Consider the following 24,781-nt stretch of genomic DNA (forward strand, 5'->3'; position numbering starts at 1 on the left):
GAATCTTTGCAAATCGTGATGACGGGGGGAGCCAGCTCCCCCGGCCATGAACCGTTAACCTTTCACGCCGCCTGCGGTCAGACCACCCACCAGCCAGCGCTGGGCGAGCAGGAAGACGACCGTGATGGGGAAGCCTGACAGCACGGCGGCTGCGGCGAAGTCACCCCACAGGTAGTTCTGCGGATAGAGGTACTGCTGAGCCCCGACCGCCAGGGTCAGATTGTTCACATCCTGCAACAGGATGGAGGCCATGGGCACCTCGGTGATGGAGCCGATGAAGGCCAGGATGAACACCACCGCCAGAATGGGCACCGACAGGGGCAGCAGGATCAGGCGGAACGCCTGCCACGGAGTAGCGCCATCGATGGCCGCCGCCTCCTCCAGGGAAGAGTCGATGGTCTCGAAGTAGCCCTTGATGGTCCAGACGTGCAGGGCAATGCCCCCCATGTAGGCCAGGATCAGGCCGCCGTGGGTGTTGAGACCCAGCCAGGGGATGTAGTCACCGATCTTGTTGAAGAGCGCGTAGATGGCCACCAGTGCCAGCACCGCCGGGAACATCTGGAAGATCAGCATGCCCTGCAGGATGGTGGACTTGCCACGGAACCGCAGACGGGCGAAGGCGTAGGCACAGGTGGTGGAGAGCACCACTATCATCAGGGCGGTGATGCCCGCCACCTTGATGGAGTTCCACAGCCAGGTCAGCACCGGGAACGGCGGCGGCGTGATGCTGCCATCGGCGTTGGTGATGGACATTCCGAGCGCCAGCTTCCAGTGATCCAGGGTCGGATTGGTGGGGATGATCTCCCCCACCGAGAAGTTGCCGTTACGGAACGAGATGGCGATGACCATGATCAGCGGGAAGATGATCAGTGCCAGGAAGCCCCACATCACCAGGTGGGTTGCCCACACCCGGTATTTGACTGATTTGGGTTGTACGATTGCCATGTTGAAGCCTCCTTACAGTTGCTTGTCGGCTTTGGACAATTTCAGGTTGAGCAAGGCCAGCGCACCCACGATGAGGAAGATGGCGGTGGCGATGGCACTGGCCAGACCGTAGTCCTGACCACCCGAGCCCTGGAACGCGATCCGGTAGGTGTAGCTCACCAGCAAGTCGGTGGTCCCGGCCGGCGTGGTGGCCCCGATGATGTCCGGCGCCCCGTTCGTCAACAACTGGATAAGTACGAAGTTGTTGAAGTTGAAGGCAAAGGATGCAATCAACAGCGGTGTCAGCGGCTTCATCAAGAGCGGTACGGTGATCTTGAAGAAGTTCTGTACCGGCCCCGCCCCGTCCATGGCAGACGCCTCGTAGAGATCTTCCGGAATCGCCTTGAGCAGGCCCATGCAGAGGATCATCATGTAGGGGTAACCGAGCCAGGTGTTGACGATGAGGATCATCACCTTGGCCAGGAAGGGATTGGTGTACCAGTCCGGCTTGATGCCGAAGGCCGCTTCCAGGAACAGGTTGATTTCACCGAAGTTCTGGTTGAACAAGCCCTTGAACACCAGGATGGAGATGAACGCCGGTATCGCATAGGGCAGGATCAGCATGACCCGGTAGAAACCACGCCCCCTGAGCTGCTCCCACTGCACCAGACACGCCAACACCATGCCAATCGCCAGGGTGAACGCCACCGAACAGGCGGAGAAGATCACGGTCCAGACGAAGATCTGCATGAAGGGACTCTGGATACCCGGGTCCGTCATGATGCGCATGAAGTTTTTCCAACCCACGCTCACCACGAAACCGGGGGCAATGCCCTTGCCGACGAAGTGACCTTCCGCATCGATGTACTGGTAGAAGCCGGTGTCACCGTTGGGCTGCATCAGCTCGCCGCTCTGGTTGTCACGCAGCAGGTTGCTGTCCTTGATCATGACGCCGGACTTGAGCACGGCGCCGTCGACCAGCTGGGTATAGAGCTGTTTCTGGGCGGCGAACTTGCGCAGGCTGCTCAGGGTCAGATGGATATTGCCTTCGGGCAGTACCACATCCAGGGCACTCAGGTGGGTGCGGTGATCGACGATGGCACGAATGGGTGCCGCCTTGTCGGTCGCCTCCCCGGCCAGGGGTTGCAACTGAACAACCTGGGGCTCGTCACGGACCCGTCCTTCACGGACGGCCAGGGTACGCGCCTTGTTGTTCAGCAAGGTAAGGGGTTGACTGATAAAGGATTGGTCGTCCTGTTTCAGCAGCAGCTGAAACTGATTGTTCTCACCACCCAGGAGGGTGAAATCGAATTCACCGCCGGTCACCTTGTAGGTTTTTTTCAGATGGTAATCCCGTGCCTGCTCAAGGGAGAGCAAGTTGGATCCCGAATAGTTGGTGAAGGCGATGCCGATCGTGTAGGCAAGAGGGAAGATGATAAAAACAACCATGCCTGCCACACCGGGGAAAATATAACGGTGGGCATAGGTCTTCTTGTTCATGAAGACATAGAGACCGACGGAGACGACCACCAGATCGAGCAGGGCAAATACCCACTCGCCGCTGGCATACATCATCACGGCCGCATAACCATTAAGCACTGCGATCAGTGCCGCCATGGTCCATTTCAGCCAGACGTACTTGTCTTTCTTCGGACCGGCATAGGATTCGATAGAAGGTACTACTTCCATGCCAATTAACCTTTATTGCGCCAAGAGAGATTGAGAGAGTGGGAGGCCCGAAGGCCTCCCGGGTAGTGCATGCTTACTGGACGATACGCTTGGCAGCGGTATCCAGGGCTTCGTCAACACCCTGACGGCCAGAGGTGATGTTCTTGAGGGCGGTTTCGAAGGAGGACCAGAAACGGCTCATCTCGGGCACGGACGGCATCGGTTCGCCGTTCTGGGCGTTCAGCATGGTGGCCTTGATGTTGGGGTCGGCTTCCAGGGTCTTCTGGAAGGACTTCAGGGCCACGGCACCCAGCGGCTTGTCGGCGTTCATCGGCGCCAGACCGGCATCGGTCAGCAGGTAGTTCTCGAGGAACTCGATGGCCAGATCCTTGTTCGGGCTGGCGGCGTTGATGGTGGCACCCAGTACGCCAACGAAGGCCTTGGCGGGCTTGCCTTTCAGGGTCGGCAGCTGGGCTACGCCATACTTGATGCCGCTCTTGTCCAGGTTGCTCCAAGCCCAGGGACCGTTGATCATCATGGCCACTTCGCCCTTGTTGAACTTGGCGTCCATCACACCGTAGTCAATGCCCTTCTCCAGGTGACCGGATTTGATCATCTCGGAGATGTAGCCGACGCCGGCCTTGGCACCTGCGTTGTTCACGCCGGTGTCTTTGACGTCATAGCCGGTGGCGGTCTTCTTGAAGGCGTAACCACCGTTGGCAGCCACCAGGGGGTAGCTGAAGTAGGGGGTGTCATAGGCCCACATGATGGCGCGCTTGCCATTTTTCTTCAGGTCTTCGTCGATCTTGGCGATCTCTTCGAAGGTCTTCGGCGGGTTGGGCAACAGATCCTTGTTGTAAATCAGGCTGACGGCTTCTACCGCGACCGGGTAGCCATAGGTCTTGCCATCGACGGTCATGGCATCCCAGGCGAATTGCTCGAACTTGGCCTTGGTGGCGGTATTCGGGGTCACGGGAACCAGCAGACCGGACTTGACCCACTCACCGTAACGGTCGTGAGCCCAGAAGAAGATGTCCGGGCCGTTGCCGGTGGCGGCGGCTTGCTGGAATTTGACTTCAACCTGATCCGGGTGGGCGACGGTGACCTTGATGCCGGTTTCGGCTTCAAACTTCTTGCCGACTTCGGCCAGGCCGTTGTAGCCCTTGTCACCGTTGATCCAGATGGTCAGCTGACCTTCATCAATGGCAGCAGTGGCAGAGCAGGCCACGCCCAGGGTAGCCAGACCGATCAGGGATGACAGCAATTTCTTTTTCATGAGCCTTTCCTTGTATTAGTTCCGCGCTGTAAGAGCATTGTGTGCAGATGCATATTATCCCAAGCAGTCAATGCCTCACATGACACGCCTCGCATTTTTGAAATGCAATTACGTATTTTCTTCCAGAAAGTTATGAAAACATTTTCTTATTTCAGCGACTTAGGAAGGGATATCCCCATATTTTTGCCAAGATATGGAAATTAAATTACAGAAAGGAAATCAATTTACGTCATTGAAAGGGATTCCACCCCACTGAAAACCCTTTCATTCCCGATATTTTGTTCAATGTGTTAACAAAAGTACTGAGGTGGTTTCCATCTACATCACCCCCTTAAATAAAAAGGCACCGGAGCGGACTCCGGTGCCTTTTTGCAAGAAATGACGGCTGGATCACATTACGACTGGCGCAGCAATTGATCCTTGAGATTGGGCGGGACTCCCCTGATGGTCAGGGTGTCGGTCTGGGGATCGTAAAAGACCCGGCTGTTGAGCAACTTCTGCTCGAAGCTCAGAGTCAGGCCGCCACCGGAGCCCACAAACTTGGTCAAGCCCCGCAGGGTGGAACGGTCCGCCGGGAAGCGCTCCTCCAGCTCGTACTCCTGACCGATGAAGCTGTAAAAATCGAGGTCCCCATCACCGGGCAATTCCGCCGACAGCTCCTTGATCTCGATCTCCTCGCCGGCGCTGGCCTGCTCGGTGCAATATTTGAAGACCTGCTTCTTGTAGTCATTGCGCTCGGCCGGTTCGAGCTGGCGGCTGTCGCAGTAATCGTCCACCGCCTGCAGCAACCCCTTGTTCTGGATCTTGGCATCCATGCCCTCCCGGGCCCCCAGCAGATCCATGAAGAAATCCCCCAGCTTGCGACCGACCCGGCCCTTGCTGAAGGTGATATAACGACGCGAATCCCCCTGGGTTTTCCACTCGGTGAGATCGATGCGGGCCACCAGATTGAGTTTGCCGATATCCAGGTACTGGATGTGGCGCAGCTCCAGCGCCTCGCTCACGGTGACGCTCTCCTTGCCTTCCAGCAGGGCGATCATCAGGTAATCCACCCCCACATAGTTGTACTTGGCAATCAGCAACACCCCCTGCTCGTCCAGGGCATGCTCCACCAGCTGCTTGACCAGCATCTGGGTCAGGTTGACGGAAAAGGGGACGAACTCGGTCTGCTCCGCCAGCAGCTGCTCCAGGGCGATGCGAAAGGCGGGGGAAGGCTGCTTGGGGGCGTCTTCCCCCTCCGCCAGCTCGGCGACGGCGGCCTCGGGATCGGCGAAGAAGCCAAAGCCCTTTCCCCCCTTGCCGTTGTAGATGCGATGCAGCTCCGCCATCAGCCCTTGTACCGCCTCGTCGGCAGGCAGGGTCTGGCTGCGGGTATCGGCGTGGGGCTGGCCATCGTTGCCCGCCCGCAGGGAGTGAAGAATGATCTTGTCGATATCGAGACTCATGTCACAAAGCCATAGTGTTAGCCGAAAGGGTGAAGTATTATAAGGCGCTTTGAACCGAGGTGAACCCAAGATTATGCCCATCGTATCAAAGTACAATAACGAGCAGTTTGACGCCCTGATGAACGACCTGATCACCGCCCTGGAGAAACACAAGGCACCGGTGGATCTCAGTCTGATGGTCCTTGGCAACCTGACCACCAACATCATCAACGGCATGGCCCCGGCCCAGCGCCAGGCGATCACCGAGAAGTTCATCCAGGCACTCACCGCCTCGGTGGGCCATCGCCACGATGCGCACTGAGTTTCTTCGCATTCTTTGATGTTTTTCAAGCAGATGGATCATTATGGTCGAAACCGGCAACCCCTATCGCGATAATGTCTCTCGCCTGATCACCTGGGGGCATTGGTTCTCCTTCTTCAACATCATCCTGGCCATGCTGATCTCGACCCGTTACCTGGGCGCCATCAGCTGGCCATCGACCACGCTCGGCGTGACCTATCTCGTCATCAGCTGGATAGGTCATTTCTCGTTCCTGAGCTTCGTCACCTATCTGCTGACCATCTTCCCCTTGAGCTTCATCCTGCCCAGGGAGAAGCCGCTGCGCTTCATTTCATCCATCATCGCCACCCTGGCGCTGGTGCTGCTGCTTATCGACACCCAGGTGTTCCAGCTGTTCAAGTTCCACTTGAATGGCCAGGTGTGGCAACTGCTGCTGGATCAGGCGCAGACCGAAGAGGGCTCTATCTGGAGCATCATCTTCGTGGCGGTGCCCGCCATCTTCCTGCTGCAACTGCTGCTGTCGGCCTATGTGTGGCGCAAGATCAACAAGCGCAAACGCCGCCAGTATGGTAATCAGGTGGGGCTGGCCCTGCTGGTCTGCTTCATCCTGACCCATCTGGTCAACAGCTGGGCGGATGCGACCCTGTATCAACCCATCACCATGCAGCGCGCCAACTTCCCCCTCTCCTACCCCATGACCGCCAGGAGCTTCCTGGCCAAGCATGGCTGGCTCGACCTCGAGCAGTATGAGAAGAAGGCCGAAGATCAGGGAAGCGCTGAGCACCGTCTGCTCTATCCCTTGCGCCCCCTCAGCGTGAGCGCACCCAGCGATCACAAGAACCTGCTGGTGGTGGTGGTCGACTCCCTGCGAGCCGACATGCTCAACAACATCAACATGCCCAATCTGCAGCGCTACGCGGACAACCACTTCAATTTCCGCCAGCACATGAGTGGTGGCAATGATGAAGCCATGGGGATGTTCAGCCTCTTCTACGGGCTGCCCGGCCACTATTACGGGGACATCCGGGCCGACAAGCGCCCCCCCGTGCTGTTCGACGAGATGCTGCGTCAGGACTACCAGTTCGGCCTGTTCGGTGCACTGGAAGATGCCAAGCAGTATCGCCAGAGCCTGCTTGCGGGTCTGCGCAAGCAGGTCTTCGTCTCCCGCCAGACCGATGACCGCAGGCTCATCGACGACTGGCAGCAGTGGCTTGGCACGCGCACCGCGGACAGACCCTGGTTCTCTCTGGTCTATCTCTCTAGCCCGGGGGATTATCAGGTGCCCGCCAGCATCAAGGGCCCCTTCCAGCCCGAGTTGACCCGCTTCAACCCGGCCACTGCCTATCGGCCCGAGAACCTGCAGAAGCTGGAGAACCGCTACAAAAACGCGGTCTTCTATACCGATCAACTGCTGGAGCAGATGCTGACCCAACTGCAATTGCAGGGGCTTGATGATCAGACCATCGTCGTGGTCACCTCCAACCACGGTCAGGAGTTCAACGAGACCCAGAGCAACAGCTGGGGCTATGACAGCAATTACTCGACCTATCAGGTGCAGGTCCCCCTGGTGCTGGCCTGGCCTGGTGCCGAACCTGCGCCCCAGGCGCAGGCGAGCAGCCACCTGGATCTGGTACCGACCCTGATGAAGAACATGCTGGGTGTACGCAACCCCTATCGTGACTACAGCACGGGGCGCAACCTGTTCGAAGTCAGTACACGCACCTGGCTGCTGGCGGGGGATCAGAATGACTTCGCCATCTATCAGGGCAACACCATCACCCAGTTCAACAAGCAGGGGGACTTCGAGCTGCTGGACCGCGACACCTATCGCCCCATCAAGCAAGGCACCCCGGACATGGGCACCCTGATCCAGGTGATGAACGAGCTCAATCGCTTCTATCGCGCCCCCTGATCTGCGCCAGCCCACCTCCTTGAGCCCGCCCCTATGGCGGGCTTTTTCTTGCCCGTACCACACCCGTCCTCCTGTTTCTCATGGCGTCATTCGCAAACGTATGCCACCACCTTACTGATTTAACTCTCAAAAAATTCAATTCGATCAATATCATAAAAACAAAATGATAATGATTGTCATTTATTGATCTACTTGACTCCCTCTGCAATAATCCGCGCCCTTCAGGCTTAAATAATAATTATTATCAAATATAAAAATTCGACTTCTTCACTACTGGCCCATGCTGCTGTCCGGTACGGCGCTGGCTGCCAGCGATCCCGCCGGGGTCGACACAACGGACATGCCCCCCGAACTCAAGGGGCGGGAAACCATCGTGGTCAAGGGACAGCGCATCGAGCAGAAGCTCTCCGAGGTGTCGGGTTCCATCACCGTCATCACGGAGGAGGATCTGGATCGCCAGGTTGCCACCGAGCTCACCGATGTGTTCAAGAACGAACCCGGCGTCTCGGTGACCGGCTCCGCCGGCCGCCCCCAGAACATCATCATCCGCGGCATGGGCGGCAACCGGGTGCTCATCATCAAGGACGGGGTGCGGGTCAGCGACGGTTTTGGCGCCGACGACCTCAACGACAAGGTGGGCCGCTTCAGCTTCGATCTCGACGATGTCAAGCAGATAGAGGTAGCCAAGGGAGCCGGTTCCTCCCTCCATGGCTCCGATGCCATCGGCGGCACCATCGTCATCAGCACCAAGCAGCCGGAAGATTACCTTCAGGGCCAGGATGCCTATCTCGGCAGCAAGGTGCTGCACGATGGCAACAGTGACAAGCAGAAGCTGAGCGCCACCGGCGCCGCCCGGATACGGGATACCGAACACCTGCTGCGCCTCTCCGGCTGGCAGGGACATGAGACCGCTAACTACGACGAGAGCCGCATCCCGGCGGATCTGGATGGCCTCAGCGCCTCCACCAGCTCTCGCATCCAGCTGAACGAACATCATCTGCTGCGCCTCGAACTCGACTACTTCGAGGACAACGCCGAACGGAATCAGGGGCCGCGCGAAGTGCCCCAGCCCGATGGCAAGTGGCAGGTGCGCCAGTACCACGAGCAGGGCAGCCAACGCACGCAGGGGGGAAAGCTGGCCTGGGAGGCGAGCAACCTCGACACCGTGCTGGCCGACAGCCTCACCTGGAGTGCCTACGGCAATCACTCGAAAAACACCGCCAACAAGCGCAGCCTGCTGCAAAACGATCTGCTGAGCGGTTATCCGCGCTATCGCAGCGAACGGGAACTCGCCACCTTCACCGAAGACAGGATCGGTACCGAGCTGGATGTGCGCCGGGATCTCGCCACCGGCCATCTCGCCCATCAGCTCAGTTACGGCATCGAGCTCGAGCGCACCACCCACGAGCGGCCGGTGGAGAAGCTGAGTCTGGAGGCCGGCATTCCCCAACCCGGCCAGTCCGCCCCCTTCAGCCGCGCCCGTACCGACAGGGCCGGAGTCTGGCTCGGTGACGTGGCCAGCCTGGGCCAGTGGCAGTTCACCCCCACCCTGCGCATGGATCACCAGTGGCTCACGCCGCTGGACGGCAGCAACGACAGCAACCACAGCTGGCACCTCTCCCCGAGCCTGGCCACCAGCTACCGCTTCAACGACCAGTGGCGCAGCTGGCTCAGCTATGCCAACGGGTTCCGGGCGCCTTCCTACGACAAGGTGTACGGCAACATCCCCCACTACTTCGCCCTGCCGCCCTTCGAGATCATCGCCAACACAGGGCTCAAGGAGGAAACCAGCCACAGCATAGAGTGGGGGCTGAGTGGCGAGGGGGACAACTGGAGCATCAAGCCAGCGCTCTTCTACAACCGCTACTACAACTTCATCGACTGGCGCGAGGTGGGGCTGCGCCTGAGCGATGGTGTCATCCTGCGCCAATATCGCAACGTCGCCAAGGCCGAAACCTGGGGGGCCGAACTCGCCGCCAGCTACTGGCTGACCCAGGAGTGGGAACTCGCCACCAAGCTCGGCTGGGTCGATGGCGAGGACAACAAAGGTGAAGCGCTGCGCACCCTGACGCCCCTCGAGGGCAACACCCGTCTGAGCTATCAGGCCAATGAGTGGAGTCTGGGCATTCAGGCGGACTATGCCGCCGCCATGAGCCGGGTGCCCACCTGTGGCAACAGCCTGACCGGCCGCCAGGGGGACTGCCTCGAAAGTGCCGGCTGGCTCAGTTTCGCCCTGACGGCCGACTGGCTGGTCACCGACTCCCTCAAGGTCAACCTCAAGCTCGACAACCTGTTCGACACCCGCTACACCCGCTATCAGGATGTGGCCGGGCTGGAAGCCGGGACCGATGCTTCCCTCTTCACCCAGAGCGGCCGCACCCTGAGTGCCAGCCTGCGCTACACCTTCGTGGGGATCTGATGCACAGCCTATTGATCCTGGCCAGCCTGCTGGCCACGCTGGCCCCCGCCTCCCCCCTGCCTGAGGCAACCCTGGAGGCCGCGCCCCTCATCCCCGAGCGCCCGCAACTGATGAAGGGGGAGATAGCCCGTCTCGATCCCTATGGTGGCTGGCGTGACGACAGCCGCCAGGATCCCGTCCTCCTGACGCTGCTGCGCGAGCAGAACCGCTGGACCGAACAGCAGCTCGCCGGCCAGGCGCCACTGGTGCAGCGCCTGCAGACGGAGTGGCAGGGCCGGGAGCGGGGCGAACCAGTGCCGGACGACTGGCTGAGCCAGGCTGGCAGCCAGTGGCGCATGGAGGCGGACGGCAGCCTGTGGCAACGCAGCGACGCCAATGACGCTCCCCGAAAGCGGCTGGCTCCCCGCCAACCTGCCGAGGGGTATTACGAGCTCGCCGCCTGGGCCCTGCACCCGGACGGGCAACTGCTTGCCCTGGCCGAAGACCGCAGGGGAGATCGGGACTACCGCATCACCCTGCTGGATCTGGCGAGTGGCGAGACACTGGCCTCTTTGCCTCACCGCGCCGGCGATCTGCTCTGGAGTCTGGTTGACATCCTCCCCCACCTTAGCGCTTCGCGTCACAGGAGGGGGATTCCCATTACTGGGTGATAGCTGCTCGCGCAGTACCGGGTTCCTGCTTCATCGGGCGGCCTGATTGCACCACGCCTCCACAGGCTAAAACGGCGTGTCCCGCCGCTAAAATATTGCGAGCGCCGTTCACATCGGCGTTCGCCTCATAACCACACGCAGCGCATTTAAACTGGCTTTGCGTCTGGCGGTTATCCTTCGCAGTATGCCCACAACAGGCGCACTGCTGGCTCGTGTAGGCCGGGTTTATCGCCAACACCTGACCGCCTCGCCATGCCTGCTTATATTCGAGCTGGCGGCGCAGCTCAAACCAGCCCTGATCTAATATCGAACGATTCAGCCCTGATTTTGCCCGGACGTTGCGCCCCGGCTGGCTGGTCGTGCCCGCTGCTGATTTTGACATGCTGGCAACCTTCAAATCCTCAATGACGATCATCGCGTGGTTTTTGCTGATAGTCGTTGTGACCTTGTGAAGGTAATCGCGGCGGGTATTGGCGATATGTGAGTGCAGCCGCTGGATCTTGGCTTTTTGTTTCTTCCAGTTGCTGCTGAACTTTACCTTTTTGCTCAACTGGCGTTGGAGCCTTGCCAGCTTGGTCTGATTGGTTTTGAAGCTGTTGACGGGCTCAAACACCGTGCCATCTGACAGGGTTGCGAGCTTGGCGATCCCCGCATCTAGCCCGACCATTGAGCCGGAGGGGTGAATTGGCTCAAGCGTCTCCTGCTCGACCTGAAAGGAGATATACCAGTGCCCGGCTGCTTGGCTGACGGTCGCGTTTTTAATTTTCCCTTCAACTGGCTGGGACTGACGGAACTTGACCCACGCCAGCCCGGCAGGCAGCTTCACGCGACCCTTTTCAAGGCAGCAATACTTGTCGAAGTTGACGAAGCGGATTGAGTCGCGGTTGTCGCTTTTTTTCTTGAATACGGGTGCCTTGGCGGCGAGTTTCTTATCAAAGCAGCGCATCCACGCGCCATGCAAATCCTTGAGCTTCTGCTGGAGGTTGTCGGTATATGCCTCGGCCAGAAAGGCCATTTCTGGGTCTTTCTTCCAACTGGTGAGCATCCGGTTCAGCTCAAAGGCAGAAGGCAGTTTTTCGCCAGCATCCAGAATGCGTTTGGTTTCTGCCAGCCCGTGATTCCAGACATAACGAGCACAACCGCCCAACTGGCGCAGGCGTTGCGCTTGTTGTTCGGTCGGTTCGAGTCGGAATTTGTAGGCTTTCAGAATTTGCATTTAGCGCTCAGTGTGTAGCATTGTTGCCATATCTATTAAGCCCGATTGAGTGACAGAATGCAATTCACTAAAATTAATAAATCACGCCATTCGGCCTACGCTTTGCAGGTACATTTGGTGTTTATCACCAAGTATCGAAAGCCGATACTGGGGGATCTGCATCACGCCTCCTTCGGTCAGTGTGCGGCAGAGGTTTGCAGAGATTTTGGTGCGGAACTGAAAGAGTGTGACGGAGAGGCTGATCATGTTCACATGCTGATAGAGTACGGCCCAACAGTGCAGCTATCGGTGCTGGTGAACTCGTTAAAGGCGGTCACATCAAGGCGACTGCGTAATGAATTTCTGGACTTGAGGGGTGCTTACAGCAAACCCGTACTCTGGTCACGCTCTTACTTTGTGGGCTCTTGCGGCGGTGCGCCGTTAGAGGTGATCAAGCAATACATTCAAAACCAGCGGGGCTGACGCCCCGGCGAAATTCCCCTCCCACCTACGTCGGAGGGAGTCCCCTTTCGCATTTAAGATGGCTTCGATGGCTATTACTGGAGCCAGACCCTGACCCCGTCCCGTCGGCTGGAGAGCGCGCCTCTGAGCGCCATCGCCCACATCTTCCTCGGCGAGGACGCCGGTGCCGACTATCCCACCCCAGTTCAAAACAGCAATGACGCCAACGGTCTGCAACTGCGCCTGGTGGCCGAGGTAACCCGATGAACAAGTATCTTCTGACCCTGCTGCTCACCCTGTGCAACCCCCTGGCACTGGCCATCGCCATCTGCGACGACGCCCTGCCCCGTACCAGCCCCACCGCCCGTTTCCAGGATCACGGCAACGGCACTGTCACCGACAGGGGCACCGGTCTGACCTGGATGCGCTGCCAGCTCGGCCAGACCTGGCGCAACCAGAGCTGCGAGGGGGAACCCACCCGCCTCTACTGGCAACAGGCACTGCAGACGGCGGAACGGATCCGCACCGAACCGAGCCATGCCCTGTATGGCTTTGGTGGTCATCACGACTGGCGCCTGCCCACCATCAAGGAGCTCGCCAGCATTCTGGAGTCCGCCTGTTACAAACCGGCATTGAACGAAACCATCTTCCCCCGCGCCATGGCCGGGAATGGCAAGGAGGTGAACGACGGCTATGTCTATCTCTGGTCTTCCACCCCGGTGCCGGCCCTTCAGGGCGTCGCTTACCTGGACATCACCAGCGGCTCCGTCGCCCAGCGCGCCCCCCGCTCTTGGGCGAAACAGGTTCTGCTGGTGAGGTGACAGCCTGGCCATGGGGGTCACCCGGCCCCCTGTTTGACACGAGGCAAGAAGCGGCAGGGTGACCCTGGCCGTCAAAAAAGCATCAAATTGCGTCATGTGATGCCTGTTCAGGGCGGTTTTGCACGCCGCAGCGCTGGCATGAAACCGGCAGAGCGGTTAGTCTAGCGGCGTTGAACCAATCCCAAGAGGTACAGATGAAAACCGTGTTGCGTTTTAGCCTGCTGGGCGCCTTGTTATTGGGTGGCCATGCCTTCGCCGCCGAACCGAAAAAATTTGATATCAGCATGTTCCCCGCCGCCGAAGTGAACCAGGAACGTGTCGTGATCCGTCTGCCAGAAGTCGAGAACGAAGCCGACATGATGGTCGAGCTGCAAGTCGGCAAGAAGATGCTGGTCGACTGCAACCTGCCCCGCTTCGCGGGCAATCTGGAACAGCACAGCGTCAAGGGCTGGGGTTACAACTACCTGACCCTGGGCCAGGTCACCGGCCCCGTCAGCACCCTGATGGCCTGCCCAGATGGCCAGAAGAAGGAGAGTTTCGTCCAGATCTACGGTCAGGGCTTCTTCGTGAACTACAACTCCAAGCTGCCCTTCGTCATCTATGTGCCCCAGGAGTACGAGGTGCGCTATCGTCTGTGGCGTGCCGACAACCTGGCACAGCCAGCCATGATTGAGTGAGTGCCGCGCACTCGGGTTCAGCTCAGTCATGATGATGATTAGGCGCCATACGGCGCCTTATTTTTAGCTTCCGAGCCCGTTTTTGAGCGGTTTTTCCTGTACAAAATCTGACATAACTCCACTATTTTTCAGGCTTTTTTGTGCAGCGCACCGCAAAATGCCCCCTCGGGATGCGACAAACCCTGTTCGATAAAAGATATTTATTAACATAGTAAGAAAATTGATTTTGCACTCTGCGACGGCCTGATGATACTTGCCCGCAAAGGTCAAACTAACCAGAACAAGAGCACTATGAGCTTCGAATCAGACAAGCGTTTCAACGACTTCAAACATTTTCCCCGTGGCCTGCGTCGCAGTGGCGAATTCACCGTGGCAGAAGCGGACAGTCTGGAAAAATATGGCACCGTGATGCTGGCGCTCTATCAGGGCAACCTGGCCCCGCGAGATGACGTAGAAAGTGCCTTTATCGAACAGGTCAAATCCGGTGCAGCCGGCAACAACCCCCACGCCAAGGTGTGGTTCAAATACCTGAAGGTGATTGGTCCCAAGCGCGTGCACCGTCTGTGCACCGTCGCAGGCGGCGCCAATGAAGATGCTGGTGGCAGCTTTGAAGGCGGCGGTGGCGGCAGCGACGAGTCCCTCGATTAATGGATACCGAGCTGCTTCGGACCTTCATCGAGGTCAGCAAGACCCGGCACTTTGGCCGGGCGGCTGAAAATCTCTACCTGACCCAGTCGGCGGTGAGCTTCCGGATCCGCCAGCTCGAGCAGCAACTCGGGGTCAGCCTGTTTGCCCGTCATCGCAACAACATCCGCCTGACTGCCTCCGGTGAGCGTCTGCTGCCCTACGCAGACGCCATTCTGCATACTTTGGGGCGCGCCAAGCAGGACGTGGCCCTCTCCCCCGGTTTCAGCCAGCAGCTTGCCATCGGCGCCCCCGCCGTCTTCTGGGAGCTCGACTTCAACGACTGGCTGAACCATGTCTATGCCCTGGTCCCCGGCCTCGCGGTGCGCCTCGAAACGGCCTCCCGCGAGCACCTGTGCCGCCAGCTGCTGGAGCGCTCCCTCGATCTGGCCCTGCTCTCCGAGCCGACCAAGATCGACGAGATTGCCCTGCACCCCATCGGCGAGCTGGTGTTCGAACTGGTGAGCCGGGAGCCGGCCGCAAACGCCGACAGCCTGATGCAGATGCCCCACATTCATCTCGACTGGGGCACCAGCTTCGAACCGCCATCGAGCCGGTTGCAGAGCCTGCAGAAGACCCCAGTGCTGCATTCGAGCTCCGCCAGCATGGCCCTGCAATTCGTGCTGGCCAACGGCGGCGCCGCCTACCTGCCAAGGCGCATGGTGAGCCCCTTCCTGGAGCATGGGCAGCTTCATCTGGTGGAAGGGGGCCAATCCCTGAGCCGCCCGCTCTACCTCGCCTATCTGGAGAAATCCGACCGCCGGGAGCTGATCGATCAGCTGCTGACCCTGCCGCTGGGCTGGCATGACGCCGACTTGCGTCAACCGCCTGCCGAATGAAACAGGGCGATTTCACGCCCAGACCTGTGTTTTCATCTACCGTGGTTATCGGTGCAGCACAAACAACATGAAAAAGGGGCCATCAGGCCCCTTTTGTATGGATGTCTTTGAGCATCAGCCGTGATGGCGACGGTCGTTGGCCTGGGCCAGCAGGGTGCGACTCTCGCGCAGGAACTCCTCCGCCCGCTCGCCGAAGAAGCCGGAGACCTGGCTGAAGGCCTCGATGAAGCCCTCCCTGTCTCCCCGCTCCAGCAACCCAAGCGCCTCGCCGAAGTTCTGGTAGTAGCGGCGGATCATCGCCAGGTTCTGCGGCGACGACAATATGATGTCGGCGTAGAGATGGGGATCCTGGGCAAACAGCCGTCCCACCATGGCCAGCTCCAGCCGGTAGATGGGAGAGCTTAAGGCAAGCAGACGGTCGATGTTGGCCTGCTCCCGGGAGAGGTGCCAGCCGTAGGCGAAGGTGGCGAAGTGGCGCAGCGCCTGAATAAAGGTCATCGCCTCGTCGTGGGCCCTGGCCTCCACCTGCTGCAAACGCGCCCCCCAGATGGTCATCTGCTCCAGCAGCCACTGGCTGGCGGCAGGCTCGCGCCCCTGACAGCAGACGATCACCTGCTTGGCGAGGCTCGCCACGTCCGGCCCGAACATGGGGTGCAGCCCCAGCACCGGCCCCTGGTGTACTGCCAGCATATGGGCAAGCGGTTCACTCTTGACGCTGGTCACGTCCACCAGCAGGCAGTTCTCAGGCAGGTTGCCGAGCCGGTCGATCACCTCGCAGGTGACGTCTATGGGCACCGCCACCATCACCAGCCCGGCGCCGTGCAGGATCTCGTCGGCGCGCGGCCAATCGGCCTGACCCAGGGTTTCGACCCGGTAACCCGAGAGGCTGAACAGGTTGCCGAACAGGCGGCCAAGCTGCCCCTGGCCACCGATGATCACCACCTTGCCGAGCTCAGGCTTCATGCACTTGAAGTGGTGCTCCTTGTCGCTGGCGGACTCCAGAATATAGGACTCGCGCATCACCCGGCGCAGCACATCCTCGATAAGGTCCCCCGGCACCCCCAGTGCCTCGGCCTCGGCGCGGCGGCGGGCCAGCATGCTCGCCTCCCGATCCGGTGCATAGATGGGCAGGCCGTGCCGGCTTTTCACTTCCCCCACTTCCCCCACCAGGGCGAGACGGGCGGCCAGCAGATCAATCAGCTGCTTGTCCACCGCATCTATCTTGTCCCTGAGGGCATTCAACTCTTCCGCCATGTCCAGTCCCTGCTGGCGCCGCCCGCAGCGACGCCCTGTCATTCAAGAGGCAACAAGGTATCACTGCGTGGGCAGTGATACCTCGATGGTTCAATCAGTTACAACAAGATACCACGGCTTATGCCGATGTTCTGGCCAAAAGTGGTGCCGCCAGCTGGCTGTGGCAGCGGGCCAGCAGCGCATCCGTGGTCTCCCAGTCGATGCAGGCATCGGTGATGGAGACGCCGTAGCGCATCTCGCACTTGGGCTGCTCGCTGGACTGGTTGCCTTCGAACAGGTTGGATTCGAGCATCACCCCGATGATGGAGCGGTTGCCCTCCTGGATCTGGTGAATGACGTTGTCGGCCACCTTGGGCTGCAGCCGGTGATCCTTGCTGGAGTTGCCGTGGCTGCAATCCACCACCAGACCGGGCAGCAAACCCGCCTTCTCCAGCGCCTCTTCCGCCAGCGACACATTGACCGAGTCGTAGTTCGGGTGCTTGCCGCCGCGCAGGATCACATGACCATCCGGGTTACCCTGGGTCTGCAGCAGCGCGACCTGACCCTGCTGGTTGATCCCCATAAAAGCGTGGGGGCTGGAGGCCGCCTGCAGCGCATTGATGGCGGTGCCGAGGTTGCCGTCGGTGCCGTTCTTGAAGCCGACCGGCATGGAGAGGCCGGACGCCATCTCCCTGTGGGTCTGGGATTCGGTGGTGCGGGCACCGATGGCCGACCAAGAGAAGAGCTCCGCCAGGTATTGCGGGCTGATGGGGTCGAGCGCCTCGGTGGCCAGCGGCAACTCCAGCTCGGCCAGCCAGCAGAGCAGCTCGCGGGCGCGGTGCAGACCCAGCTCCACGTCAAAGGTGCCATCCAGGTTCGGATCGTTGATAAAGCCCTTCCAGCCGACCGTGGTGCGCGGCTTCTCAAAGTAGACCCGCATGACAATGTAGAGAGAGTCCTGATAGGCGTCATGCAGCGCTTTGAGTCTGGTTGCGTACTCTTTGGCGGCGTCCATGTCGTGGATGGAGCAGGGACCACAGATCACCAGCAGGCGGTGATCGCGACGGTGGATAATGTCGGCGATGGTATTGCGGGCCCCTTGCACGAATGCCAACGCGCGATCGGAGATGGGCAGTTTCTCCTTGAGCTGGGCAGGCGTGATCATCACTTGTTCGGACTGGATATGGATGTTGTTCAGGGGATCTCTTTGCATATTCTCATTCTCTCTACTGTTTCAAGCCAAGGGCGCCGACCGTTCACTTTTGTTTACACGGGTCAGCGCTTTGTTACGCAACCGCCCCCACCTTACCAAGGAAAAACAAACAATCAAGTGAAACTAGCGTCTTTTCACGCTGATAGATGGATAAATGACCAAGAATGCAGAGTGAAACAACTCAAAAGTAGCGACTCGCGAGGCCAAACCAGCCCCAAATCGTAAACATTAGATTACACTCATCCATTTCGATATCATCTCTCTGCCCCCTCTCATGGCCCCTTATCCGGCCCCTCATCCCGGCGATGACGCCGGGCACAAAAAAGCGGGGCACCTGGCCCCGCTTGCATTCCCGTGTTGCTCTTCTTTTATTATTTACCGTGAGCCTTGATAGCCTCGACCGCCTTGTCGGGGAAGTCGCTGAATACCCCGTCCACATCGGCCTGGTAGAGGAAGATGTTGAGCAGGTCGGTGAAGTCTTTCGCATAGGCCGGGATCTGCCCCTCATCCTGACGGAAGGTATAAGGATGCACCTTGAGGCCGGCCGCGTGGGCCTCTTTCACCATGCCGGTGAAGACCGGCTTGCCGGGAGTGTCCGGCTCGGTCACCACCATGGGTTTCCAGGGACCGATTCCCTCGGCATAGGTGGCGATGGTCTTCATGGCCCCCGGCTTGAACATCCAGTCGTAGTCATAGGGGGTTGCCTTGCCCTTGGCATCGTAGACCATGGTCTCGTTCCAGTCGGTCTCGGCCATCAGCTGCACCAGCTTGAGATCCATGCCCATGGCGGGCATCAGCTCGCCGTTGATGCGCTTGAGTTCGTTGGCATCGAAGCACTGCAGATAGACCTTGTCGCTCTTGCTGGTGTAGCCGTACTCCTTGAGCACGTTCAGCACCGCCCTGGAGATGTCCTTGCCCTCGTGGCGGAATAGCCAGGGAGCTTTTATCTCCGGGTAGATGCCGATGTGCTTGCCGGTGCTCTTGTTTAGCCCCTGGATCATCTCGATCTCTTCCTGGAAGGTGTGGATCCTGAAGCTGGACTTCCACAGCGGGAAGCGGGCCGGATAGACCGGCACCTGCTTGCCGTCCACCAGCTGGAACGGCTCGGTCATGCGCAGGGAGCGCACCTCGTCCAGGGTGAAATCCACCACATAGTAGCGACCGTCCGGGCGGGCCCGGCCGGGGAAGCGCTCGGCCACGTCCGTGATGCCATCAAGGAAGTGATCGTGCATCACCACCAGCTGGTCATCCTTGGTCATCACCAGGTCCTGCTCCAGATAGTCGGCGCCCATGCCATAGGCCAGGGCCTTGGATTCCAGGGTGTGTTCCGGCAGGTAACCGGAGGCACCACGGTGGGCGATCACGATTTTGCCTTCGTCGGCCGCCAGTGCGGGCAGCGCCAGGGCAGCCCCGAGGCCAAGGGCTATCAGGGTACGGTGAGGTTGCTTCATCAAGAGATCTCGTTGTTATGGTGTGTAGGATGCAGGCAATTGTTATAGCAGGGGTTTATTGCAGTTTGACGGCGGACGGTAAAGGCCGCCCGCCGTGGGTCATCAGCAGGCTTCGGGCAGGGCGTGGTGGTGTTCAAGCAGCCAGGCACCGAGCTGCTGCTGTTCGGATTCCGACAGGCGCAGCCCCAGCTTGCTGCGGCGCCACAGAATGTCTTCCAGGGAGTGGGCCCATTCGCGCGCGATGAGATAGCGCACTTCGGATTCATACAGTCCGGCGCCAAAGTGCTGGCCGCGCTCCTCCTTCAGCCAGAGGCGGGCATGAGCGCCATAGGATTCGGCGATGCGCAGGGCGCTGCGATCGTCGAGCCAGTCGAATTCCAGCGCAAAGGCTCGCGCCAGTTCACGCACCGAGCAGTCGAACTCGCCACCGGGCAACCGGCAGGAAGCGGTCCAGTCCTCTCCCATCTGGCTGAACCAGGGCTTGAGCTTGTTGCAGGCGGCCTGGGCCAGCTTGCGATAGGTGGTGAGCTTGCCGCCAAACACCGACAAGAGCGGCGCGCCGTCGGATTCACCACTGAGCTCGAGCGTGTAGTCCCGGGTCACCGCCTGGGGTGAATCGGACTCGTCGTCACACAGGGGGCGCACCCCGGCATAGGTCCACACCACGTCTGCCGGGCTTATCTGCCTTGTGAAGTGGGCATTGACCACCTTGCACAGGTAGTTGATCTCGGCATCGCTGATCTTGGCTTCGCGCGGGCTGCCTTTGTGCTCCACGTCCGTGGTGCCGATGAGGGAATAGTCCTGCTGGTAGGGGATGACGAAGACGATGCGGTTGTCCTCGTTTTGCAGGATGTAGGCCTCTTCGCGCTCATGGATGCGCGGCACTATCATGTGGCTCCCCTTGATGAGGCGAATGCCGCGGGGGGATTTCTCGCTCAGGCTCTCGTCATAGAAGGTCTTGACCCAGGGGCCCGCCGCATTGACCAGACCACGGCAGCTGACGGTGAATTGCTCGCCCCCTTCCCGCTCCAGCGTCAGGGTCCAGTGCTTGGATCCGCGCACCGCCTTGACGCAGCGGGTACGGGTCTGCACGTCAGCGCCCTTGTCCCGCGCCAGCATGGCATTGAGCACCACCAGCCGGGCGTCGTCGACCCAGGCGTCCGAGTATTCAAAGCCCTTGTTGATGCCGCTCTTGAGACCGTCCTGCGGCAGGAAGCGCAGACCGCAACTCCCCTTGAGCTTGTCCCGCTTGGCCAGGTTGTCATAAAGGAAGAGACCGGCTCGGATCATCCAGGCCGGACGCAGGTGCGGGCGATGGGGCAGACGAAAACGCATGGGACGGGCGATGTGGGGAGCCATGCCGAGCAGGACCTCCCGCTCCGCCAGCGCCTCTTTCACCAGCCGGAATTCGTAATGTTCGAGGTAGCGCAGGCCGCCGTGGATCAGCTTGCTGGAGTTGGACGAGGTGGCAGAGGCGAGATCGCTCGCCTCGAACAGCGCCACCTTCAGCCCCCGCCCCGCCGCATCTGCCGCGATGCCGACCCCGTTGATGCCGCCGCCGACGACGACCAGATCATAATGTTCGCTCATGTTCACCTACTTTCTTATTTTGTGTTTGCCATGACAGCAATGTTTGATTTCGCTCATATTAGAACATGAAAAACCAATAAACGAACATTTCGTGAGAGAAATGTGATCGCGATTGTTTTCACAATGCTAAAAATGCTGCCAGTCGGTGACGGCCTGGCAAGGCTAAGGTCTGCCGGAAACAGCCATTTTGGGCAGGGAGGAGAACAAAGAGTCCCGGATGGGGGCGCCCATGAAGCAAGGTGATGAACGCGATGGCGTGAATCCCTCGCAGGCGCCTAGGCTGTGTTCTTAAAGTGATGAGGATATAATCTCACATCTTCTCAACAGCTTAAGATCCATTCCGTGTCCCGCCGTTATCAGCTGACTGATGCACAATGGGGGCTTATCGAGCCCCAGTTTCCTTCTCGAAGCCTGATCGGGCGCCCTACCCGTGAACCGCGCCAAGTGCTCGATGGCATTCTCTGGATACTCCACACCGGAGCTCCTTGGCGAGACCTTCCAGAACGTTTCGGACCATGGAATTCGGTCTACAACACCTTCCGGCGTTGGCAGGATGCAGGCCGGATTGATGCCATTCTGGAAGCGCTGCAACTCAAGCTCAATGAAGAAGGGCTCATCGATTTCGACCTGTGGTGCCTGGACGGCTCCAATGTCAGAGCATCCAAAGATGCTGCCGGTGCACGTAAAAAAACACCTCAATGAATCAAGCCCTTGGCCGTTCGCGGGGAGGTTTCGGCAGCAAAATTCACTTGGTCACGGACGGTCATGGCTTACCACTGAGCTTCTGCCTGTCACCGGGGCAATCAGCAGAAATCAGCTATGCAACAAGCGCGTTGGCCATGGCGAGGATACCAACGTCATCAGGTCGCTACCGAACACGGCCAGCGCATCTTGCCGCAGACAAGGCCTATAGCAGCAAAGCCTTTCGAGCCGAGCTACGGCGGAGAAGGATAAAAGCGGTCATTCCGCAACGCAGCGACCAGCAACGGCGCCATAAGGGGCGTCCATTGGTACTGGACAAGGTGCATTACCGCAGGCGCAATGTCGTGGAGCGGTGCTTCGGTTGGTTGAAGAAGTTTCGCCGGTTTTCAACGAGATATGAAAAGCTAGCCAAGAGTTTTGCAGCCTTTATCAAACTGGCTTTCTGCCTTCGCTACTTGCGCGAGTTATGTGTGGACAGAAAACCAGCATTTTGAGAACACAGCCTAGCGTCGGTGCAAACGTGGCGCCCGAGTGCGGGAGCAACATCAGGGGGTCAAAGAAGGAGTGTCAGCGCCAGGAACTGGCCTCTTAAGCGCCGCAAGGGAGACGCCGCAGGCCGGGAGGGGGCAGAAAAAAAAGCGGCCGCCCCGAGGCGGCCTGATGCCTGTGCGGGGAAGCTCAGCAGATATGGCAGGCGATCTGATGCTGGGACATCAGTCGCATCAGCTTCTCCGGCGGCTCCTGATCCGTGAACAGGGCGTGGATCTGGTTGAGGTTGCCGAGGTTGACCATGGCGTTGCGGCCAAACTTGGTATGGTCGGCGGCCAGGAACACCTGGCGGGAGTGGGCGATGATGGCCTGGGCGATCTTCACCTCGTGATAGTCGAAATCGAGCAGGGAGCCGTCGCTGTCGATGCCCGAGATGCCGATGACGCCGTAGTCCATGCGAAACTGGCCGATGAAGTCGCGGGTCGCCTCCCCGACAATGCCGCCATCCCGGTTGCGGATCTCGCCGCCGGCGATGATGACGGTGAAGTCATCCTTGGCGGTCAGGATGCTGGCGACGTTCAGGTTGTTGGTGACCACGCGCAGCTCCCGGTGGTCGAGCAGGGCCCGGGCGATGGCCTCGGTGGTGGTGCCGATGTCGATAAAGAGCGACGAGCCGTCGGGGATGTTGGCGGCCACTTCCCGGGCGATGCGCTCCTTCTCCTTGAGCTGCATCACCTTACGGGCACTGTAGGCGGTGTTGACGGTGCTCGAATGCAGTGAGGCCCCGCCGTGATGGCGCCGGATCTTGTTCTGTTCGGCGAGATCGTTGAGATCCCGGCGAATGGTCTGGGGGCTGACGTCAAAATGGGTCACCAGATCGTCGGTCGAGACGAAACCCTGCCGGGTCAGGACGTCCAGGATCTCCAGATGTCGTTGGGTTTGCTTCACGCTTGCACTCCGCAGATGAGACGAAAAAAGGCCCCGGCAGGTGCGGGGCCTTTGGCAGTGTACCTGATCCCTTTTCCAATCGATAAGGGCAGGATCACGTTTTATGCCTTATGGGCAGCCGCCTTGGCGGCAATCGACTCGTTCTCGTGCTTGAGGGTCATGGCCAGCAGGATGATGGAGAGCACGCAGGAGACGGTGAGCACCATGAAGCCGCCGTCCCAGCCGAAGTGGTCAACGGTGTAGCCCAGCATGGCGTTGGCCGCGACCGCGCCACCCAGATAACCGAACAGGCCGGTGAAGCCCGCCGCGGTACCGGCCGCCTTCTTGGGCGCCAACTCCAGGGCGTAGAGGCCGATCAGCATGACGGGGCCATAGATGAGGAAGCCGATGGCGACCAGGGCCATCATGTCGATGGTCGGGTTCCCCGCCGGGTTGAACCAGTAGACCAGCACGGAAAGGGTCACCAGCACCATGAACAGGATGCCTGCCGGGGCGCGGCGGCCCTTGAACATCTTGTCGGAGATCCAGCCGCACAGCAGGGTGCCCGGGATCCCCGCCCACTCATAGAGGAAGTAGGCCCAGGAGGAGTGATCCACGCTGAAGTCCTTGGCCTCTTTCAGATAGGTGGGCGCCCAGTCCAGCACGCCGTAACGGATGAGGTAGACGAAGGCGTTGGCGATGGCGATGTACCAGAGCAGCTTGTTGTGCAGCACGTACTTCATGAAGATCTCCTTGGCGGAGAACTCCTGCTCGTGGCTTTCGTTGTAATCCTTCGGGTAGTCGTTCTTGTACTCCTCGATGGGGGGCAGACCGACCGATTGCGGGGTATCGCGCATCACGAAGAAGGCGATCACCGCGATGGCCGCCGCCGCCGCCGCAGGCACATAGAAGGCGCTTCGCCAGTCGTTGAACCAGCCCATGCCGAGGATGAACAGGGGGCCTATCATGCCGCCGCCCACGTTGTGGGCCACGTTCCAGACCGAGACGATCTCACCCCGCTCCTTCTGTGACCACCAGTGCACCATGGTACGGCCGCAGGGGGGCCAGCCCATGCCCTGTGTCCAGCCGTTCAGGAACAGGAGCACGAACATGATGCCAATGCTGGAGGTAGCCCAGTGCATGGTCCCCATCATGAACATGATGCCTGCCGAGAGCAGCAGACCGGCGGAGAGGAAGTAGCGCGCGTTGGATCTGTCCGACACGTTCCCCATCAGGAATTTGGAGAGACCGTAGGCGATGGAGACCCCGGAGAGGGCCAGACCCAGATCCCCGCGGGAGAAGCCCTGCTCGATGAGGTAGGGCATCGCCAGACTGAAGTTTTTCCGTACCAGGTAGTAACCCGCATACCCGAAGAAGATCCCGAAGAACACCTGCCAACGCATGCGCTTGTAGAAGGGATCCACCTTGTCGGCCGGCAGCCGGTCGATATGGGGTGCAGGCCTGAAGAGACTAAGCATGTTCTGCTTCCTTTTATTGTTGTTCTGGGCGGTTGAGGACGCCCCGCTCATGCCGGCGATCAGACGCGTCTTGATTCGCAAGCGAGCCTATTGTGCTCATTTGTGAACATTTAATCTGTGATGAGCGCTAAATTATTGCAGTTTTATTACAAAAATTGTGACGCTGTGAGTGAACACGCATCCAGGGTCAGCCCACGCATGGCGTGACTTTCGGCTACTCACTAAGGAGTAATATGGCCGACAACTGTTGCTTTTCGTCACATTTTCTTAGCAATGAATGGGATCTTGCCCACATTTCCGGTGGCGGGGGTATGGTGAATTGACGCAGAAGGTTTATTTTCTCTCTCGTCCAAGAACGAGCGCAAACGAGCATAACGTTTGCGCAAGCTCAAAAAACAAGAAGAAACGTTTTCGGGCGCAATGAATGGGAATGAAAGATAACAAAA

Annotated in this window: 20 protein-coding genes and 2 pseudogenes; 11 read left to right on the forward strand and 11 right to left on the reverse strand. The window is 59.5% G+C overall.

Annotation, left to right across the window (positions count from 1 at the left end; all coding sequences use genetic code 11):
• Positions 1–54: 54 nt before the first annotated feature.
• From malG to yejK, 4 genes are all read right to left on the reverse strand, one after another.
• Positions 55–945: a maltose ABC transporter permease MalG gene (gene malG, locus ACPW74_RS12035; protein WP_010674251.1), complete on the reverse strand. Its 891-nt coding sequence runs from the start codon at positions 943–945 to the stop codon at positions 55–57.
• A gap of 12 nt (positions 946–957) precedes the next feature.
• Positions 958–2,613, reverse strand: a complete 1,656-nt coding sequence (malF, locus tag ACPW74_RS12040; protein WP_049637099.1) for a maltose ABC transporter permease MalF — start codon at positions 2,611–2,613, stop codon at positions 958–960.
• Between the two features lie 73 nt (positions 2,614–2,686).
• Complete coding sequence (gene malE, locus ACPW74_RS12045; RefSeq protein WP_041212786.1) at positions 2,687–3,868, reverse strand: maltose/maltodextrin ABC transporter substrate-binding protein MalE; 1,182 nt, start codon at positions 3,866–3,868, stop codon at positions 2,687–2,689.
• 395 nt (positions 3,869–4,263) lie between these two features.
• Entirely contained in the window at positions 4,264–5,313 is a 1,050-nt protein-coding gene (yejK, locus tag ACPW74_RS12050; RefSeq protein WP_039038628.1) for a nucleoid-associated protein YejK, read from the reverse strand.
• A gap of 73 nt (positions 5,314–5,386) precedes the next feature.
• On the opposite strand from yejK, the gene ACPW74_RS12055 reads away from it, so the two are divergent.
• The 4 genes and pseudogenes from ACPW74_RS12055 to ACPW74_RS12070 form a co-directional block, all read left to right on the forward strand.
• Entirely contained in the window at positions 5,387–5,614 is a 228-nt protein-coding gene (locus ACPW74_RS12055) for a YejL family protein (RefSeq protein WP_039038627.1), read from the forward strand.
• Positions 5,615–5,657: 43 nt separating this feature from the next.
• Positions 5,658–7,505, forward strand: coding sequence for a DUF3413 domain-containing protein (locus tag ACPW74_RS12060; protein WP_049637098.1), 1,848 nt, complete (start codon positions 5,658–5,660; stop codon positions 7,503–7,505).
• 280 nt (positions 7,506–7,785) lie between these two features.
• Positions 7,786–9,924, forward strand: a complete 2,139-nt coding sequence (locus ACPW74_RS12065; protein WP_049637097.1) for a TonB-dependent hemoglobin/transferrin/lactoferrin family receptor — start codon at positions 7,786–7,788, stop codon at positions 9,922–9,924.
• A pseudogene (locus ACPW74_RS12070) lies at positions 9,924–10,511 on the forward strand (prolyl oligopeptidase family serine peptidase); the annotation flags it as partial. The gene ACPW74_RS12065 and the pseudogene ACPW74_RS12070, both read left to right, overlap by 1 nt.
• A gap of 52 nt (positions 10,512–10,563) precedes the next feature.
• Here ACPW74_RS12070 and ACPW74_RS12075 read toward each other — a convergent pair.
• The gene (locus ACPW74_RS12075) at positions 10,564–11,790 is read right to left on the reverse strand and encodes an RNA-guided endonuclease InsQ/TnpB family protein (RefSeq protein ID WP_125117166.1); all 1,227 of its coding nucleotides are present in this window, start codon (positions 11,788–11,790) and stop codon (positions 10,564–10,566) included.
• Positions 11,791–11,847: 57 nt separating this feature from the next.
• Here ACPW74_RS12075 and tnpA point away from each other — a divergent pair, with 57 nt between their 5' ends.
• From tnpA to hdfR, 6 genes and pseudogenes are all read left to right on the forward strand, one after another.
• On the forward strand, positions 11,848–12,252 hold the full coding sequence (tnpA, locus tag ACPW74_RS12080) for an IS200/IS605 family transposase (protein ID WP_125117165.1): 405 nt from the start codon (positions 11,848–11,850) through the stop codon (positions 12,250–12,252).
• Positions 12,253–12,315: 63 nt separating this feature from the next.
• Positions 12,316–12,498, forward strand: a pseudogene (locus ACPW74_RS12085) (DUF1566 domain-containing protein); the annotation flags it as partial.
• On the forward strand, positions 12,495–13,052 hold the full coding sequence (locus tag ACPW74_RS12090; protein WP_425858121.1) for a DUF1566 domain-containing protein: 558 nt from the start codon (positions 12,495–12,497) through the stop codon (positions 13,050–13,052). The pseudogene ACPW74_RS12085 and the gene ACPW74_RS12090, both read left to right, overlap by 4 nt.
• Before the next feature lie 194 nt (positions 13,053–13,246).
• Positions 13,247–13,729, forward strand: coding sequence for a serine protease inhibitor ecotin (gene eco / locus ACPW74_RS12095; protein WP_010674240.1), 483 nt, complete (start codon positions 13,247–13,249; stop codon positions 13,727–13,729).
• 291 nt (positions 13,730–14,020) lie between these two features.
• Positions 14,021–14,377: a DUF413 domain-containing protein gene (locus ACPW74_RS12100; RefSeq protein ID WP_010674239.1), complete on the forward strand. Its 357-nt coding sequence runs from the start codon at positions 14,021–14,023 to the stop codon at positions 14,375–14,377.
• Complete coding sequence (gene hdfR / locus ACPW74_RS12105) at positions 14,377–15,252, forward strand: HTH-type transcriptional regulator HdfR (protein WP_049636194.1); 876 nt, start codon at positions 14,377–14,379, stop codon at positions 15,250–15,252. Before ACPW74_RS12100 ends, hdfR begins: the two co-directional genes overlap by 1 nt.
• Before the next feature lie 114 nt (positions 15,253–15,366).
• Here the strand turns inward: hdfR and tyrA are convergent, their stop codons facing one another.
• From tyrA to glpD, 4 genes are all read right to left on the reverse strand, one after another.
• Entirely contained in the window at positions 15,367–16,506 is a 1,140-nt protein-coding gene (tyrA, locus tag ACPW74_RS12110; protein WP_049636195.1) for a bifunctional chorismate mutase/prephenate dehydrogenase, read from the reverse strand.
• Positions 16,507–16,624: 118 nt separating this feature from the next.
• Entirely contained in the window at positions 16,625–17,698 is a 1,074-nt protein-coding gene (locus ACPW74_RS12115; protein ID WP_010674236.1) for a 3-deoxy-7-phosphoheptulonate synthase, read from the reverse strand.
• Between the two features lie 371 nt (positions 17,699–18,069).
• Positions 18,070–19,149: a glycerophosphodiester phosphodiesterase gene (gene glpQ, locus ACPW74_RS12120; RefSeq protein WP_425858123.1), complete on the reverse strand. Its 1,080-nt coding sequence runs from the start codon at positions 19,147–19,149 to the stop codon at positions 18,070–18,072.
• A 102-nt stretch (positions 19,150–19,251) separates the two neighbouring features.
• Positions 19,252–20,739 carry a glycerol-3-phosphate dehydrogenase gene (gene glpD / locus ACPW74_RS12125; protein WP_049636196.1) on the reverse strand — a complete coding sequence of 496 codons (1,488 nt, stop codon included), beginning with the start codon at positions 20,737–20,739 and terminating at the stop codon, positions 19,252–19,254.
• Positions 20,740–21,081: 342 nt separating this feature from the next.
• Between glpD and ACPW74_RS12130 the strand changes: the two genes are divergently transcribed.
• Positions 21,082–21,935, forward strand: a protein-coding gene (locus tag ACPW74_RS12130) for an IS5 family transposase (protein WP_103261584.1) whose coding sequence is annotated in 2 segments (ribosomal slippage) — positions 21,082–21,424 and positions 21,424–21,935 — 855 coding nt in all. Because the reading frame shifts where the segments join, the coding sequence is not laid out codon by codon here.
• Positions 21,936–22,119: 184 nt separating this feature from the next.
• Here the strand turns inward: ACPW74_RS12130 and ACPW74_RS12135 are convergent.
• Positions 22,120–22,878: a DeoR/GlpR family transcriptional regulator gene (locus ACPW74_RS12135; RefSeq protein WP_010674233.1), complete on the reverse strand. Its 759-nt coding sequence runs from the start codon at positions 22,876–22,878 to the stop codon at positions 22,120–22,122.
• Positions 22,879–22,979: 101 nt separating this feature from the next.
• Positions 22,980–24,335 carry a glycerol-3-phosphate transporter gene (gene glpT / locus ACPW74_RS12140; protein WP_049636803.1) on the reverse strand — a complete coding sequence of 452 codons (1,356 nt, stop codon included), beginning with the start codon at positions 24,333–24,335 and terminating at the stop codon, positions 22,980–22,982.
• Positions 24,336–24,781 lie beyond the last annotated feature (446 nt).

The sequence above is a fragment of the Aeromonas sp. INTO2 genome (assembly GCF_049860605.1).
GTDB lineage: Bacteria > Pseudomonadota > Gammaproteobacteria > Enterobacterales > Aeromonadaceae > Aeromonas > Aeromonas caviae.